Annotated in this window: 15 protein-coding genes; 12 read left to right on the forward strand and 3 right to left on the reverse strand. The window is 48.3% G+C overall.

Annotation, left to right across the window (positions count from 1 at the left end; genetic code table 11):
• The first annotated feature begins 143 nt into the window (after positions 1-143).
• The 5 genes from hisC (at position 144) to DXA55_RS02890 (ending at position 5,717) form a co-directional block, all read left to right on the forward strand.
• A complete protein-coding gene (gene hisC / locus DXA55_RS02870; RefSeq protein WP_117812990.1) occupies positions 144-1,223 on the forward strand; it encodes a histidinol-phosphate transaminase in 1,080 nt (359 codons plus the stop codon).
• Between the two features lie 160 nt (positions 1,224-1,383).
• Positions 1,384-2,760 carry an MATE family efflux transporter gene (locus tag DXA55_RS02875; RefSeq protein WP_117812991.1) on the forward strand — a complete coding sequence of 459 codons (1,377 nt, stop codon included), beginning with the start codon at positions 1,384-1,386 and terminating at the stop codon, positions 2,758-2,760.
• 175 nt (positions 2,761-2,935) lie between these two features.
• The gene (locus DXA55_RS02880) at positions 2,936-3,220 is read left to right on the forward strand and encodes an HPr family phosphocarrier protein (protein WP_055227790.1); all 285 of its coding nucleotides are present in this window, start codon (positions 2,936-2,938) and stop codon (positions 3,218-3,220) included.
• Positions 3,221-3,521: 301 nt separating this feature from the next.
• A complete protein-coding gene (locus DXA55_RS02885; protein ID WP_055220834.1) occupies positions 3,522-3,734 on the forward strand; it encodes a small, acid-soluble spore protein, alpha/beta type in 213 nt (70 codons plus the stop codon).
• Positions 3,735-3,929: 195 nt separating this feature from the next.
• Entirely contained in the window at positions 3,930-5,717 is a 1,788-nt protein-coding gene (locus DXA55_RS02890; RefSeq protein WP_117812992.1) for a glycoside hydrolase family 2 protein, read from the forward strand.
• Positions 5,718-5,902: 185 nt separating this feature from the next.
• On the opposite strand, the gene DXA55_RS02895 is transcribed toward DXA55_RS02890, so the two are convergent.
• Positions 5,903-7,174, reverse strand: coding sequence for a prolyl oligopeptidase family serine peptidase (locus tag DXA55_RS02895; protein ID WP_117812993.1), 1,272 nt, complete (start codon positions 7,172-7,174; stop codon positions 5,903-5,905).
• 388 nt (positions 7,175-7,562) lie between these two features.
• Here DXA55_RS02895 and DXA55_RS02900 point away from each other — a divergent pair, with 388 nt between their 5' ends.
• The 7 genes from DXA55_RS02900 (at position 7,563) to DXA55_RS02920 (ending at position 14,514) form a co-directional block, all read left to right on the forward strand.
• Positions 7,563-9,026, forward strand: coding sequence for an alpha/beta hydrolase domain-containing protein (locus tag DXA55_RS02900; RefSeq protein ID WP_055266997.1), 1,464 nt, complete (start codon positions 7,563-7,565; stop codon positions 9,024-9,026).
• Between the two features lie 97 nt (positions 9,027-9,123).
• Entirely contained in the window at positions 9,124-10,392 is a 1,269-nt protein-coding gene (locus DXA55_RS02905) for an apiosidase-like domain-containing protein (protein ID WP_242998344.1), read from the forward strand.
• Complete coding sequence (locus tag DXA55_RS17505; RefSeq protein ID WP_242998345.1) at positions 10,380-10,523, forward strand: hypothetical protein; 144 nt, start codon at positions 10,380-10,382, stop codon at positions 10,521-10,523. The genes DXA55_RS02905 and DXA55_RS17505 overlap by 13 nt, the downstream gene beginning before the upstream one ends.
• Positions 10,524-10,537: 14 nt before the next feature.
• Positions 10,538-10,735, forward strand: a complete 198-nt coding sequence (locus DXA55_RS17510) for a putative collagen-binding domain-containing protein (RefSeq protein WP_242998346.1) — start codon at positions 10,538-10,540, stop codon at positions 10,733-10,735.
• A gap of 175 nt (positions 10,736-10,910) precedes the next feature.
• The gene (locus DXA55_RS02910; protein ID WP_158565016.1) at positions 10,911-12,461 is read left to right on the forward strand and encodes an ABC transporter substrate-binding protein; all 1,551 of its coding nucleotides are present in this window, start codon (positions 10,911-10,913) and stop codon (positions 12,459-12,461) included.
• A 138-nt stretch (positions 12,462-12,599) separates the two neighbouring features.
• Positions 12,600-13,538: an ABC transporter permease gene (locus tag DXA55_RS02915; RefSeq protein ID WP_117510352.1), complete on the forward strand. Its 939-nt coding sequence runs from the start codon at positions 12,600-12,602 to the stop codon at positions 13,536-13,538.
• Between the two features lie 10 nt (positions 13,539-13,548).
• Complete coding sequence (locus tag DXA55_RS02920) at positions 13,549-14,514, forward strand: carbohydrate ABC transporter permease (RefSeq protein WP_117812995.1); 966 nt, start codon at positions 13,549-13,551, stop codon at positions 14,512-14,514.
• On the opposite strand, the gene DXA55_RS02925 is transcribed toward DXA55_RS02920, so the two are convergent.
• Positions 14,511-15,596 (reverse strand): helix-turn-helix domain-containing protein, encoded by a 1,086-nt coding sequence (locus tag DXA55_RS02925; RefSeq protein ID WP_117812996.1) that lies wholly within the window; start codon positions 15,594-15,596, stop codon positions 14,511-14,513. The two genes, DXA55_RS02920 and DXA55_RS02925, sit on opposite strands and share 4 nt — an antisense overlap.
• Positions 15,569-16,090: a response regulator gene (locus DXA55_RS02930; RefSeq protein ID WP_158565017.1), complete on the reverse strand. Its 522-nt coding sequence runs from the start codon at positions 16,088-16,090 to the stop codon at positions 15,569-15,571. Before DXA55_RS02930 ends, DXA55_RS02925 begins: the two co-directional genes overlap by 28 nt.
• Between the last annotated feature and the right edge of the window lie 13 nt (positions 16,091-16,103).

The following is a 16,103-nucleotide window of genomic DNA, read 5'->3' on the forward strand; positions in this document are numbered from 1 at the left end:
AAGGGACTTTGCGTCGGCGGGAAACTGCCGGGAGCAGAAGGAAAAGAAAAAATGGTTACGATTCACAGGGGTTTCCAAAAAAACAGAAAGACGGAATAAAGTCAGGGTGCATTTCCTGACCACAGGCAGAAAGGAAGGAACTTATGAGTAACTGGGAAAAGAATGTAAGAAAAGTTGTGCCGTATGTACCGGGCGAGCAGCCGCATGAGGCTGGCATGATTAAGCTGAATACGAATGAGAATCCGTATCCGCCGTCACCAAAAGCCGCAGAGGCGATCAGACGGGTAGCAGAAGAGGATACCCTCCGTCTCTATCCGGATCCGACCGCGGCAGAACTGGTGCAGGCGATTGCGGATGTCTACCACGTAAGCACAAAGCAGGTTTTTGTCGGCGTTGGTTCGGATGATGTTCTGGCGATGGCGTTTATGACGTATTTTAACTCTGACAAACCGATTCTTTTCCCGGACATTACCTATTCCTTCTACGATGTCTGGGCGGAGGAATTCCGTATTCCGTACGAGCAGATCCCGCTCGATGAAAATTTCTGCATTGTGCCGGAGCAGTATTTTGCAGAGAATCATCCAAATGGCGGAATCGTGTTCCCGAACCCGAATGCACCGACGGGTGTGGAGCTTTCGCTTTCTGCGATCGAATCGATATTACAGAACAACCCGGATGTGGTTGTAATTGTGGATGAGGCATATGTGGATTTCGGAGCAGCCACTGCGCAGCCGCTGCTGGAAAAATATGAAAACCTGCTGGTTGTGCAGACAACATCAAAATCTCGTTCGCTTGCCGGCATGCGCATCGGCTATGCAATCGGAAATGAGAAGATGATTTCGTATCTGAATGATGTGAAATATTCCTTCAATTCGTATACCATGAATCAGACCACGATCGCAGCCGGAGCCGCAGCGATCCGCGATGTGGAATATTTCCGCAAGACGGTGAAAAAAGTGATAGAAACGAGAGAGTGGTCGAAGGAGGAGCTGAAAAAGCTGGGATTTTCTTTCGAAGATTCGAAATCGAACTTTATTTTCGCAACGCACAAAAGCGTACCGGCCGGGAAGATTTTTCAGGCACTCCGGGAACGCCATATTTATGTGCGGTATTTTGAGAAACCCCGCATTGACAATTATTTGCGTATTACGATTGGCACGCGGGAAGAAATGCAGACGCTGTTTGATTTTTTGAAAGATTACTTAACCGAATCAAGCAAGTAGCGAAGCGGATTGCAAATATCCGCTTGCCAAGAGGGATGAAGCAGCTGAAAATATAAAACAGAAGAAGAGTATCTGCAGAGGAGCAGAAGAAAATTTTAAAGGGGGACTGCCGTCGGAATCAGCCATGAGATCCGGCGGCAGTTTTAGAAGGTATTTGGGTATGAACAAAGAGAAGAAAGAAGTAGTAAAGGTAAATCAGATTACGGAAGGTGTTATCTGGCAGCAGATTCTGATCTTTTTCCTGCCGATTCTGTTCGGAACGTTTTTCCAACAGCTTTACAACACGGCAGATGCCATGATTGTCGGACACTTTCTCGGAAAACAGGCACTTGCGGCGGTCGGCGGAACGACAGGTACGCTGATCAATCTGCTGGTCGGATTTTTTGTCGGCCTTTCGAGTGGTGCGACGGTTGTTATTTCACAGCATTACGGAGCCAATAAAGAGGACAAGGTGCAGTGGGCAGTGCACACGTCCATTGCCTTTTCCATTCTCGGAGGTATTGTGCTGACGGTAGTCGGCATTGGCTGTTCGAGATGGATGCTCGATCTGATGAACACGCCGGATGATGTTGTAAATCATGCGCTGATTTATATGCGTGTTTATTTTCTTGGAACCATCGGAAACCTGATTTACAACATGGGTTCCGGTATTCTGCGTGCGGTCGGCGATTCGAAACGTCCGCTGCTGTATCTGATCATCTGCTGTATGACCAATATCGCGCTTGACTTTTTATTTGTTGTCGGTTTGCAGATGGGTGTTATGGGCGCGGCGCTTGCGACCATTCTGTCTCAGATCATCAGTGCGGTTCTTGTTATGGGCTCTCTGATGCGGACCAGAGACATTTACCGGCTTCATCTGCGGAAAATCAGCATTGACTGGATTATGCTCAAACGGATTATCCGCATTGGTTTTCCGGCAGGCGTACAGTCAATTCTGTACTCGGTATCGAACGTGATTATTCAGTCTGCTGTCAACTCGCTGGGAACCAACAATGTGGCTGCGTGGGCGGCTTACGGAAAGGTGGACGGTCTTTTCTGGATGATGATCAATGCGCTCGGTATTGCGGCGACAACCTTTGTCGGTCAGAACTACGGTGCGAAAAAGATGGATCGTGTACACCGCGGTGTGCGCACCAGCATGATCATGGCATTCCTGATGACGGGTCTGATGGTTGTGTTTATGTGGTTTATCGGTGATACACTGATTTCTCTGTTTACCACAGATACGGCGGTGCGTGAAATCTGTCACGGACTGATCCATTTCCTGGTTCCGACCTTCTTTACCTACATTTCCATCGAAATCCTTTCCGGTGCACTCCGCGGTGTCGGAGATGCATGGATTCCGATGTTTATCACCGGAATAGGAATCTGTGGAGTACGTATCGTGTGGATGACGGCGGTTCTGCCGCATTTCCACTCCTTAAAAGGAGCTGCCTTCTGCTATCCGCTGTCGTGGGTAATCACAACGATTGCATACTTTATTTATTACCTGTTCTTCAGTCAGCTGAGTAAGAGGAAAGAATTGAGGAGTATCTAACAGAATGTTCAAACTGTATTAACAAAACTGTGCTATCATGAAAATATCAGTGTCAAAAGGTCAAAAAACCGATGCAGGAGGATTTTTGAACTCGGGACACGGCAAAAAATGAGTAAGTAGCCATTTTTCAAAGAAAAATGAGCGGATTACAAAGGAAAGACAGGTGGAACGTAAGATGGTAAGTGAAAAAGTAACGATTGTCAATCCGTCAGGTCTGCATCTTTTAAACGCGGTAAATTTGTCAAACAGTGTAAGCCGGTACAAATCTTCCATGTCGTTTACCTATGAAAACAACGGGATGCAGGGAACGGTTAATTTAAAGAGTATTTTGAGTATCGTAGCTGCAGGAATCAAGCAGGGAGAAACCATTGAGATCTGCAGCAGCGGGGAGGATGAAGAGGAGGCACTTCGGGCGGCTGTTGCCGCAATTAAAAGCGGGCTCGGAGAGACGCCGGAGTGAGGAGATAGGAACATAGAATAGAAATAAAGAAAAGGACCTCGCTTTTTGAAAAAACGGAATGGGAAACCGGACCGTATTTCAAAAAGCGAGGTTTTTGTGTGGCGGCAGATAAAAGATTCCTGCCTTCGGGGGGGATTTCGAAAGCAGGGATGAAAAGATAAGCTGCGAAGCAGCTCTTCGGCTATGAGCAAGCAGCGAAGCGGATTGCGAATATCCGTTTGACAACAGGAGGTATAAGGCCGGAAAAAAGTGTCTACACTCTGGATAAAGCAAAAATGCAGAGAAAAGGAGTGTAGAAAAAATGGCAAGGCAGAAGAAAATTGATCTGGAACATATGACGGAGAAGGAGAAAATGAAATACGAAATCGCAGGTGAGCTGGGGCTTTTAGAACGCGTGCTGAATGACGGCTGGCGATCACTCACGGCAAAAGAAACGGGACGGATCGGTGGCCTTGTGACACGGAGGAAGCGGCAGATGGCGGCGGAAGGAAAGAACGAAAACGAAGAAAAATAAGCGGTACCGCAATTTTTGCAATATCCTCAACAGTTTTGACCATAGATTTTTCCTGTGAAAGCGTTATAATAAAAACAAGGAATGGGTAGTGCCGCGCCAAAGTCCGTGTCTGCACGAGACCCGGCGACTGCCGCGATACCCTGAGAAACTCGCAGAGCGTGTTTCGGATCGTTTGGAGAAGTGAGGGAAAAGTTTATGGAAGCAAAAAAAGAGAAAAAGTATATGTCGGATATCCATCTCGAGGATTATACCGAACAGTACGAAACGGGATTTGCCACAGTGGACACGATGATATTTGAAGGGGGAAGAAGAGAGGAGCTGCTGAACGGCGGCTGGCATTATGCAGTCGATCAGTACGATACCTGTCTGCGCCAGAAATGGTACAAAGAGAGATACCGCGACGAAAAAGGCTTCACTGTGCCAATCGACTATTCCTTTGACGAGTGGCCGGTGATGCAGCTTCCGTGCAGCTGGAATACCATCGATCCGATGTATCTCCTGTATGAGGGAAGCATGATCTTTACGAGAAAAATTTCCTATATCGCAGAAAGAGAGGAAACAGTTTTTCTGAAGGTGGGCGCAGCCAATTATCTGTGCCGCGTTTTCTTAAACGGAAAATACGTCGGTATGCATCGCGGCGGATCGACACCGGCGTTCTGGAATATCACAGAATACCTGAAAGCGGAGAACCGCATCGTGCTTGCTGTTGACGGAACGAGACGGCCGGAGCAGGTGCCGACCGAGAATACCGACTGGTTCAACTACTGCGGCGTATACCGCGATATCGCACTGATCCGTGTTCCGAAATGCCATATCAAAACTTTTAAAATTGCGCTTGTGCCGGACGGAACATTTGGACATGTTATGGCGAAAGTGACACTGTCGGAAAAAATCACAGCCAAGGCAGAGCTTGTCATCGAGGAGCTTGGCGTGAGCCGGAAAATCCAGCTGGAAAACGGAGCTGGAGAAGTTGTTTTTGATGCAAAACCGGAGCTTTGGACACCGGAAAAACCGAAGCTGTATGATGTAAAAGTAACCTGTGGAACCGATACCGTCAGCGACCGGGTCGGCTTTCGTGAAATTCGCGTGAACGGCAGAGACATTCTGCTGAACGGAGAGCCCGTTTTCCTGCGTGGTATCAGTTGCCACGAAGACAGCGTGGAAAACGGAAAAGGCCTGACAAGAGAGGAACGGATCGAAAATATCCGCATTGCGAAAGAACTGGGATGCAACTTCATGCGCCTTGCACATTACCCGCATAACGAAGAAATGGCAAAACTCGCCGACGAGCTTGGGCTTCTTTTGTGGGAGGAAATTCCGGTTTACTGGGCAATTCGTTTTGAACGTGAAAAAACATATGAGGATGCCCAGAATCAGCTCCGCGAACTCATCAACCGTGACTGGAACCGCGCGAGCGTGATCATCTGGTCTGTCGGAAATGAGAATGCCGATACGGATGAACGGCTGAAATTCATGAGCGTACTGGCAGAATGCGCGCATCGGGAGGATGAGACGCGAATGGTGTCTGCGGCCTGCCTGGTTAATGCTGCGAAAAATAAGATTGAGGACCGTCTGATGGAATACCTTGACATCATCGGCATCAACGAGTACTGCGGCTGGTACACCCCGGATTTTGCGATGCTGCCGGCACTGATGGAAAACAGCCAGCCGGACAAGCCGGTTATCGTAACGGAGTTCGGCGCAGACGCGCTGCCGCATCACCATGGAACCATCTCTGACAAAGGAACCGAGGAGTGCCAGGCGGATGTGTACGAAAAACAGATTGCAACGCTGCGGAACATTGACTACATCAAGGGCATGACCCCCTGGATTCTCTACGACTTCCGCTGCCCGCGCAGAACAAGCCTGATCCAGAAATATTATAACCGGAAGGGGCTGCTCTCTGAGGACAAAAAGTACCGCAAACCGGCATTTTATGTGCTGCAGAAATTTTATGAAGAGCTGAAAAGAAAAGAACAGTAGGGGCAAGAGCTTTTCAAAAAGAACAGCCGACTTGCACGGTTGACGATATCAAACGGAACAGAGAAAAAAAGACAAGAACAGACAAAAACAGATGGTATGAAATCAGCTTTGAAGTCCGATTTCATACCATCTGTTTTTTTCACTGCAACAATCCGCCGTAGGCGGAGAATCCGGCAAGTGCTGTGTTATGCTTTTTTCTGTGCAGCTATCCACTCCAGAATCGGAGTCTCTTTTCCGTCCGTCATAACCGGTTTGCCGTCATAATCGAGGACACACTCATCGTTCAGCATCGGGATCCAGGACCAGTGGCCGATGTATTCGAATGGGGTGCCATCCGCGTTTTTCTGTGTTCCAGTGTGATCGAGTACCTTGTCCCAGTAGGTGAAGTGTGCATTCGGATTGACCTTTGCCAGACGCTCATAGGTCGGAACGACAAAGTCATCCGGAACGACAACCGGGTCGGTTTTTGCGTGTGTAAACCAGATCGGCAGATCTTTGAGCTTCAGAATATCTTCATCGGAGATAAATGCATCCGCCAGAGCCTCGCAGACCGGATATGCGGCAGCGTAGCGGGACGGGTTGAAAATGATCTGTTTCATGGTCATAAAGCCGCCGTTGGAGCAGCCGCCGATGTAGATGCGGGAGCGGTCGATCTGCGGATGGGCATCCACGAAAGCACCGATCAGGGCATCGAGAACTTCGGTATATTTGGAAGAACCGTCTTTGGTATATTCTCCGCTTCCGTCATCCATCCACATGGTTGGCGCCTGTGGAGCGAGCAGGTAGGTCTTGCCGCCGAAAATTTTCTGAACCTTTGGGGAAATTAGGTTTACAACTTTATTTCCGATTGCTGCAATCGGCGGTTCCTGTCCGCCCTCACCTGCGCCGTGCAGCCAGATGATCAGCGGGATTTTCTCATCCGCATCCATTTCCGGCTCGTAGTAAACGTAAGAGAGCGGAATCTGCGGATCCTCGTAGCGGTCTTCTTTGAGCCATTCACCGTAGATGACGCGGTTTCCGCCGTCTACGTCGAACATCTGCGGAGAAATGGCACCATCGTCTGTTGCAATTTCAGAGACTTGTGTCACATCGTAAGCGACTTTGACAAATACATTAAAATTACCATTGAATTTGATGATCGAGCCGATTCCTTCCATGATAAAACACGGCAGCTCCAGCGTCAGGCAGGTGCCGTCCTCGCACGGTGCACCGGTTTTGTCAGAAACGTAAACGTTCGAAACGCGGCGGGTTCCGTCCATCGAGTCATCCGGTTTGTCGCCCATAAAATTCGGCCAGACAAAGTCCTCACCCTCGGTGGAAGTGCGGGTAACGTGTACCGTAAACTGCTCCGGAGATGGGACCGCACCCTTCATGCTTTTGCCATAATCCAGAATTACTTTCGAAATATGCGGACCGAAATCAAAAACTTCGGTAATGGTATAATAAGTTCCGTTCATTTGTAAAAACCCTCCTTTGGTACGGAATGTACGCTCAGAGTCTTTCTGCACTTGCTTTTGCGACTGACAAAAATCATCTCACAAAATCAGGTACAGAAAAAGCTTGAGAGTACAGTTGTTTGCATGGGCAGAAAAGACGGTATTGGGAATGATAGATTTTTTCTGCCCTACAATACCAGTCTACTACAGACATTCCGAAAGAAAAAGTACAAATCAGAGATAAATTTGCACGGAGATGCTTTTTCTGTGTTTTTGTTTCCGGAACGGAAAAAGTCTGATCGAAACAGAAACAGCAGAAAAGTGTCAAAAAACAGCAGAATCGTTGTTTTTCGTATTGGAGCCGTATGGAATAATAAAATCATACAAGGAAAAAGGGAGGTTTTACGAGATGATTACAAGACTAGAGGAGATTCCGGTAACGAAAGAAAGCTATCCGTTTGCCAGTGCGGAGCGTTACCTGAAGCTGTCGGAGCGCGGCTATGTGGAGAAGGAATATTATATGTATGGAACGGCAAATGTCTACGAGACAGCCGACGAGCGCGGCGGCGTCCGTGTGCGCACTGCGGATGCGCCGTATACAAACCGCATCATTGTCCGCGCACCGCAGGACACTGCAAAATGCAGCGGAAACGTTGTAGTGGAGATCATCAATCCAACGAGTTTTATGGAGATTGACCGCATGTGGATTCTCGGCTGGAAGAAATTTGTGCGGGACGGAGATATCTATGTGGGAATCACAAGCAAACCGAATACGATCGCAAAAATGGTAGAGTTTGATGAAAAGCGTTACGGCTGTCTTTCCTGGGCTAACCCGACGCCGGATGTGCCGTTCTCGGAGCGACTGCAGGTCACAGGCGGACTCGGCGATCTGAATCATGATTACGAAACGGGTCTTTTCTGGGATATGCTGACAGACCTGGCGTGGCTGCTGCGCGGCGATGAGGAGCAGAATCCGATTCGGGAATATAAGAGAGAATACGTCTATTTGACGGGCTGGTCACAGTCGGGTTCGTATCTGTTCCGCTATCTGAACAGCTTTGCGTATCGTCCGGAGGTGGCACGCGGTGCGTGTGTATTTAATGGTTACCTTTCCGGAGGAGGAGTCCATTCCCTTGGTATTCCGGTCAACCAGTATGAAACCATGACTCCGTACCATTACAGTCTGACACGTGTGGAAAAGGCGCGCGAGCCGTTTATCGCTGTACAGACGGAGAGTGAAAACGGAAGAATGGAAGCATGGCGCATTGCCCAGCAGGACAGCGATGATCCGGAGTTCCTGTTCCGCCAGTATGATGTGACGGGTGCAAGCCATGACACTTCCTATAGCTACGTGAATTACTATCAGAACGATCCGGATCTGGTGCGGATCAACCATCTGCCATTCTATATGGGAAAAAATGAGGAAGGAAACGACTATCCGTCCCAGATTCTTTTTGCGGCAGCATTTCGGAATCTCTTTACCTGGGTACGGACAGGCGCAGCTCCGGCGCACTGTGACCGGATTGCGGTTGACAGCGACGGAGAAAACAAAAAGGATGCGTTCGGAAATACGATCGGTGGACTGCGTACCTGCCTCCTTGACTACCCAACCGGAAGATACAGCAATACCAGCGACATTGAAAAAGGCCAGAATTTCCTGGATCCGGAATCGGAAAAGGAAGGATTGTTCGGTTATCAGCAGGCGTTTTCGAAAGAAATGATAAAAGAGCTGTACGGAACATTGGCACATTACCGGGAAATGGCGGAGAAAAACACGAAAGAGCAGGTAACGAAAGGCTTTGTCTGCCGCGAGGATGCGGCGGAGCTGGTTGAGATTGCCGTGCAGCTTGCAAAGAAACGCGGACTGGAATAAAAAACAATAAACAATAAACAGTTACGGTAAAATCAGATTCGAGGAGCGTGCCCGAAAAAAACCGGGCGCGCTCTGCGCAGATAAAGGAGAAAATAAAATGGGGATGAAAGCAGAACAGTGGCGACAAATTATTTTATCATTTGAGAGCAAGAAAACATACGACAATCCATTCCTCGATGTTTCCATTTGGAGTATTTTTACGGGACCGTCGGGAAGAAGGATCAGAAGAGAAGCATACTGGGACGGCGGAAATACCTATCGGATTGCCTTTGCGCCGACCGAAACCGGAATGTGGAGTTATAGGCTGGAAGCACCGGAGGAGACGGGACTTTCCGGAGTGCAGGGAACGATCGAATGTATTCCATACGAAGGAGATCTTGCCATTTATCGGCACGGATTCCTGAAAGTGCATCCATCAGGAAGATATCTGACGTATGCAGACGGAACACCGTTTTTCTGGCTCGGTGATACGCACTGGGCATTTGCCTTTGGTGAGCGGTGGGACGAGTCGAACCATCCGCAGATGACGAGCATGTTCCGCGGCATGGCGGACCGCAGGAAGGAGCAGGGTTATAACGTTTATCAGACAAACCTTCGAAGCGACAGCTGGAAGGAGCACAAGAGCCGTTACTGGAAAACGGATGCCGCAGATGATGTGCCGGATGTGGCATTTTACCAGAACGAACTCGACCGCCGCATGCAGTATCTCGCTGACCTCGGCTTTATCAACGCGCTCGGTTTTGCCTGGTCCGGCTCGATCGAGCAGGGTGTGGAGCACCAGAAACATCTGGCGCGCTATATCATTGCCCGCTATGGTGCCCTTCCGGTTGTGTGGACGCTGGCAGGCGAAGTGGCAGGCTACTTCCCGGGAAAGCCGCGGGAAACAGCCATCAAAGGCTGGCGCGAGGTCGCAAAGTATGTGGAAAAAATGGACGGATATGGAACACTGCAGACCGCACATTATACGAATGAGCGTCCGTTTGCAGATTACTATTATGACGAATCGTGGTTTGATTTTGTGCTGAATCAGGCCGGACACGGCGATTTTCCGATCAATCCGTCCTGGTACCGTACCTATTGGAAGGAACACGGAACAAAACCGTTCATTGAAGGAGAGTCTCTGTATGAATACTGTTCCACACTGGAAGAAAACGGAACCCGGCTCTGCACCGATGCAATGCTGCGCCGCGTGGCATATATGGCAGTCCAGACCGGCGGCTGCGGCTATACGTACGGTGCGCAGGGAATCTGGGATAATATCTGGGAGGTAAGTGACATCAACCCGGATTTTAATGCATTCAACAAATTTGGCATCACCTGGCGAAAGCCATTGACGGCCCCGGAGGCGCACAGATGGGATATCTGAAACGTTTCTATGAGGAACATCATTTTGAGGAGATGGTGCCTTACGATCCGGCAGAAGCAGAGGAGAGTATCAGCCGTTTGTCAATAAGCTTGCGACTGCCACGATCAGCCGGGATAAAACAAGAGCACTGATTTATTACGGAGAGATGGATGGCACGAGTACACCGCTCGCAGGCCTTTGCGACGGAATCTATGCAATTTCCTGGTTTGATCCGAGAACGGGACAGACAGAAAAAGCAGAAATCCAGGTGGAAGTGCGTGGAAAGTCGTGCATTATGCCAAAGAAACCGGCGGCGGGAGACTGGATGCTGATAGCAGAATGCATAGAAAAAACTGAAAAGTGATCATAAACTATACAAAATGCGGAAAGAAACCGCAGAAAAGTGCAAATTCATCGCAGGATTGTTCTTTTTTGGAGGTAAGAAAGCAGATATAATAAGATCATCAAATGAGTCACGGCCGAAACTCAGAAACGAAATAAAGCAGCAAGACAAAAAGATAAAAAGCGAGGACGAAAGAATGAAAAAGAAAGTAGCAGCGATTTTCATGGCATCCATTATGGCATGCTCCATGGCTGCATGCGGAAGCAGCGGCGGAAGTTCAGATTCCGGAAAGACAGATTCTAAGGATAAGAGTACCGCATCCAGTACAGCAGAGAACGGAAGCGGAGAAGTGGAAAAAATCATCGTAAGCTTCCCGACCTGGACGGGTGCTCCGGCAGATACGGAGAAAGTACAGGAAGCCATCAATGATATCACAAGAGATAAGATTGGCGTTGAAATTGAGCTTTCTATTACCGATTTTGGGTCCTTTAATCAGAATACGACGCTGGCTCTTTCCGCAAATGAGGAAATTGATGTACTTGCATGTGTAGGTTTCCCATATGCAACCGGAATTCAGCAGGGATACCTCTCCGACCTGGAAGAAAATGATCTGATTCAGACTTACGGACAGGGAATTATTGATGCGGTTGGACAGGAAAATGTAGATGCCTGCCGTGTAAACGGAGTTTTATATGGACTTCCAAGTAACCGAGACATTGCACAGGGACGTGGATGCGCAGCGATCGCAACCGAGTATCTCGATGGTATTGGCTACGAAGCAAACACAGACGATGAGATCGTAAAAATCAGTCTGGATGAATTAAATGACATTTATGCACAGCTGCATGAGAAGTATCCGGACAAAGAGGTTTATCGTCCGACAACAGGTTCTATGTCGCAGTTCTCTAACGTAGACTCCCTTGGAGGAAATGTGTTCGGTGTTCTGCTTGACTATGGCCAGAACCTTGATGTTGTAAATCTCTTTGAGAGCGATTTCTACAAGGATTATTGTGCAAGACTGTATGACTACAATCAGAAAGGCTATATCAGTGCCGATGCATCGACCGATACAACAGCAGTCGGAGAGCTTGTAAAAGCCGGAACTCTGATGAGCTATACCACAGGCGGAAAGCCTGGCATCAAAGCGCAGGAGACTACACTGACCGGTCGCGATATGACCATCTTCCAGACACTGGATGACTATATCAGTTCCACATCTGTGGCTAGTATGCCTTGGACCATTCCGATCTCTGCACAGCATAAAGAAGCAGCCATGAAATTCCTGAATGAGTGCTACACAAATGCCGATATCGCAAACCTTCTGGCATGGGGCATCGAGGGAACACATTATAAAATTGGCGATGACGGACTTGCTACTTATGCAGACGGTGTAGATGCATCCAACTCCGGATGGAATCATTCCATGGGATGGATGATGCCGAACCAGTTCCTGACCCATGTATGGGAAGGAAATGATCCGGATCTGTGGACAGAGATGAAAGAGTTTAACACCAATGCAAAGGTTTCCAAAGCAAGCGGTTTCTCCTTTGACAGCACAAATGTGGCAAACGAGCTCACAGCAGTACAGAACGTATACAACGAGTATCAGACCAGCGTAGAGTACGGCTTTGTAGACCCGGAGACCGGAATTGCTGAGATGAACGATAAGATGATGACTGCAGGCATTCAGAAGATTATCGACGAGAAAAAGGCACAGCTTGCAGCGTGGCAGGAAGCAAACAAATAAAGTTTAAGAATTTAGATCAAAAAATGACTGCGCCGTCCCAAAAACAGGACGGCGCAGGTTGTAAGAAGAGAAAAATCTGTCAAAACCGGAACGCTTTGGGACCGGCTGCGGATAAGAAAAAAAAGGAGAAGGAAAAACATGGCAAGAGTGAAAAGTCAGAAGAGCCAGAAAAGACGAAAAACATTTGTACGTTTTCTGCCGATCTATATTCTGATGCTGCCGGGTCTCATTTATCTGTTTATCAACAATTACATGCCTCTGCCGGGTCTTGTGATTGCATTCAAACAGTACAATGCCGGAAAAGGCATCTACGGAAGTCCATGGGTAGGACTGAAAAACTTTGAATATCTGTTTACGACAAGCGATGCCTTTGTTATTACACGAAATACCATTCTCTACAATGTGGCATTTATCGTAATCAACACAACACTGGCAATCGCAGTAGCTATTGTCTTGAGTGAACTGGAAGGAAAACGGAAGAAAGTTTACCAGAGTGCAATCCTTCTTCCGAACCTCCTCTCCACCGTTATCATCGGATATCTTGTTTTTGCATTCTTCAGTGTAGAAAACGGATTCATTAACAACACGATTTTAAAGGCGCTGGGAAAAGATCCGGTTTCCTGGTATTCGGAACCGAAATACTGGCCGTTTATCCTGGTTTTTGTCAGTGCATGGAAGTCGGTTGGCTACAACTGTATTGTGTATCTGGCAACACTGATGGGATTTGATAAATCCTTCTATGAGTCAGCCAAGATCGATGGTGCAACGAGATGGCAGCAGATCAAATATATTACCCTGCCGCTTCTGCGTCCGACCATTATCATGCTGACCATGATGGCAATCGGAAGAATTTTCTACTCTGACTTCGGTCTCTTTTACCAGGTGCCGATGAACCAGGGAGCTCTGTATTCCACAACAAACACAATTGATACCTACGTATATCGCGGACTGCTTCAGATGGGCAATGTTTCGATGTCTGCCGCAGCCGGTGTTTACCAGTCGATCGTAGGATTTATTCTGGTGCTTGGCGCCAACCTGCTGGTACGTAAAATTGACCGCGACAGCGCGCTGATCTAGGAGGAACGGTATGAAAACAAGAGAAGATAAAATTTATAGCTTTTTCGGCCATCTGATCATGACAATCCTGACACTGCTCGCGATCATTCCGATTCTGTTGATGTTCATTTCCTCATTGACTGACAATGCAACTCTGTTACAGAATGGATACTCTTTTCTGCCGAAAAAGTGGAGTACCTATGCTTATGAGTGGGTATTCACATCCAGCAGTTCCATGGTAATCAAAGCCTATGGAATGTCCTTTATCCTGACCGCAACCGGCGTTGTATGCAGCCTTGCACTGACAACCTGTCTGGCCTACGGCCTTTCGAAAAAGGGTCTGCCGGGACGAAATGTCCTGACCTTCCTGGTATTCTTTACCATGCTGTTTAATGGAGGCCTTGTACCGACTTATATCAATTACACGACCGTATTCCATGTGAAAGATACGTTCTTCGGGCTACTGGTTCCGTCTCTGATGATGAGCGCATTCAACGTTCTCCTGATGAAGAGCTACTTTGTCACCGGTGTGCCGGATGAAATTCTTGAGGCTGCCTATATTGACGGTGCAAACGAATTCCAGACTATGTGGAAGATCGCCATTCCGCTGTCCAAACCGATTATTACCACCGTTGCCATGTTCTCCGGTATCGCTTACTGGAATGACTGGAACAATGGTTATATCTATCTGACAAAGAGAACGGATCTCTACAGTATCCAGAACCTGCTGAACCGTCTGATGCAGAATATTCAGGCGCTGACGCAGAACGCCAACAACATGGCGCAGGCAGGCGAAGGCCTCTCCCAGATCCCATCCGGAACGGTTCGTATGGCGATGGCAGCACTTGGTATTCTGCCGATCATGATCATTTATCCGTTCATCCAGAAAAACTTTGTAAAAGGTATTACCCTTGGCGGCGTGAAGGCTGATAAAAAAGTAAGTGAATCCAAAAAATCCGGCTTTCCGATATGCAAAAGGAAGGCCGGATTTTTTTAATTTCTAAACTGCCGTGGTGTCATGCCCGTCGATTTTTTAAACTGGCGGGAGAAGTACGAAATATTCTGGAAGCCGCAGGTGATGGCAATGTCGCGGATGCTCATTTCGCCCTTTGCGAGAAGCTCCTTGGAGCGAGCAATCCGGCGGTCGATGATGTAGTTGATGAGAGAACTTCCCGTGTCTTTTTTGAAGAGATGGGACAGATAATCGGCGTTCAGGTATACCATGGCCGCAAGCGTATCGCGATCCAGCTCGTCGGAGAGGTGCGATTCGATATATGCCTTCACGGTGGCAACAGCCGTGTCCTGGGAAGCGGCTGCCTGACGGCTTTGTGTGAACAGCAGAAGACTGTTGGAAATCCATTCTCGTAAAGCACCAAACGAGGAGAAGGTCTGCTCCGGGGAAGCAACGGTAATCTGGCGGCGGAAGGCTTCGTCTTCGCTGCCCGGATGATCCATCTGGCGAAACAGCAGCTGCAGGAACTGATAGTAAAAGCCGGTCAGAAATTCCCGTGTAGCAGTGCCGGAGCTTTTCGTCTGATTTAAGAAAGCGAAAACCTCAATCTGAAGCTGTTCCGTTCTTCCGGATGTGAGAAGATCGGACCAGCGGTCAGATGGAATCGGCTGAAAAGGCGTCTGAACAGGAGCTTCGGTTTCAGCGGCAAGATCGAAAACGTGATTTTCGTAGGTGACGTTCTTTCCGGCGAAGGCTTTCATGGAAAGAAAAGCTTTTCGCAGGTCTTCCGGGAGACAGACCTTCTGATCAACGAAAAAGTTGATCGAGAACGGAAAGTGTGTCACAAAGTCGGTCAGGGCCTGACGGCATCGGCCAATCACGGCGTCCCGAGAGTGTGTGGAGGCCGGGAGAAGCAGAAGATAAAAACCATCAAGCACACGGATCGTCAGCGGCAGCTCGCCGGGTTCAAAAAAATATTCCCGGGCAATATTTTTTAAGGCAAATTCATACAGGGTACGGTTGTCGGTCGGAGAAAAGGAGTTCGTCTGTCCGGTCTGGATCAGAAGCGGACAGAGGGGCTGATGAATCAGTTCGACATTCAGACGGCGATAGCGGATTTCATCCACACTTCGGAAGGAGCAGAGGAAATACTGCCATTTAACAGGTCGAGGAAAAACTGTTCCGCAAGCGGGAGCTCACTTTCCTTCCAGTAATTGGCATGAAGGGTGTTGACGTGGTCCTTCTGCTGCTTTTCACATTGCGCACAGGCTTTGTCAAGAGCTTCCAGAAGAGCATGGTCGTCCAGCGGCTTCAACAGATAGTCACTGCTGGAAAGCTTCATAGCGCGGGAAATATATTCAAATTTTGCATAGGCGGTCAGAAAAATGCAGACGGTTTCGTAGTGTGCCTGGCGGATCTGGTCAAGCAGTTCGAGGCCGGAACCGCCGGGCATCTCGATATCACAAATCATCAGATCAATCGGATGCGCGGAAAAGGCTTCCAATGCCTGTGTCAGATTGTAGGCACAGAAAATCTCAAAAAAGTCCGGGCGTAGTGTGCGGATTTTGTTGGAAATGCTTTCGACGGTATAATATTCATCGTCTACAATTAACAGGTTCATAATAACCTCCCAA

It is taken from the genome of Blautia sp. OF03-13 (assembly GCF_003460685.1).
GTDB classification, from domain to species: Bacteria; Bacillota; Clostridia; order Lachnospirales; family Lachnospiraceae; genus Fusicatenibacter; species Fusicatenibacter saccharivorans.

Excerpts from the sequence above, each read along its gene's own strand:
- DXA55_RS17510 (WP_242998346.1), top strand. The coding sequence starts at position 10,538 with ATGGATGGCACGAGTACACCGCTCGCAGGCCTTTGCGACGGAATCTAT.
- DXA55_RS02920 (WP_117812995.1), top strand. The coding sequence starts at position 13,549 with ATGAAAACAAGAGAAGATAAAATTTATAGCTTTTTCGGCCATCTGATC.
- hisC (WP_117812990.1), top strand. The coding sequence starts at position 144 with ATGAGTAACTGGGAAAAGAATGTAAGAAAAGTTGTGCCGTATGTACCG.
- DXA55_RS02910 (WP_158565016.1), top strand. The coding sequence starts at position 10,911 with ATGAAAAAGAAAGTAGCAGCGATTTTCATGGCATCCATTATGGCATGC.
- DXA55_RS17505 (WP_242998345.1), top strand. The coding sequence starts at position 10,380 with ATGGGATATCTGAAACGTTTCTATGAGGAACATCATTTTGAGGAGATG.
- DXA55_RS02890 (WP_117812992.1), top strand. The coding sequence starts at position 3,930 with ATGGAAGCAAAAAAAGAGAAAAAGTATATGTCGGATATCCATCTCGAG.
- DXA55_RS02875 (WP_117812991.1), top strand. The coding sequence starts at position 1,384 with ATGAACAAAGAGAAGAAAGAAGTAGTAAAGGTAAATCAGATTACGGAA.
- DXA55_RS02895 (WP_117812993.1), bottom strand. The coding sequence starts at position 7,174 with ATGAACGGAACTTATTATACCATTACCGAAGTTTTTGATTTCGGTCCG.
- DXA55_RS02900 (WP_055266997.1), top strand. The coding sequence starts at position 7,563 with ATGATTACAAGACTAGAGGAGATTCCGGTAACGAAAGAAAGCTATCCG.
- DXA55_RS02885 (WP_055220834.1), top strand. The coding sequence starts at position 3,522 with ATGGCAAGGCAGAAGAAAATTGATCTGGAACATATGACGGAGAAGGAG.
- DXA55_RS02905 (WP_242998344.1), top strand. The coding sequence starts at position 9,124 with ATGGGGATGAAAGCAGAACAGTGGCGACAAATTATTTTATCATTTGAG.
- DXA55_RS02880 (WP_055227790.1), top strand. The coding sequence starts at position 2,936 with ATGGTAAGTGAAAAAGTAACGATTGTCAATCCGTCAGGTCTGCATCTT.
- DXA55_RS02915 (WP_117510352.1), top strand. The coding sequence starts at position 12,600 with ATGGCAAGAGTGAAAAGTCAGAAGAGCCAGAAAAGACGAAAAACATTT.
- DXA55_RS02930 (WP_158565017.1), bottom strand. The coding sequence starts at position 16,090 with ATGAACCTGTTAATTGTAGACGATGAATATTATACCGTCGAAAGCATT.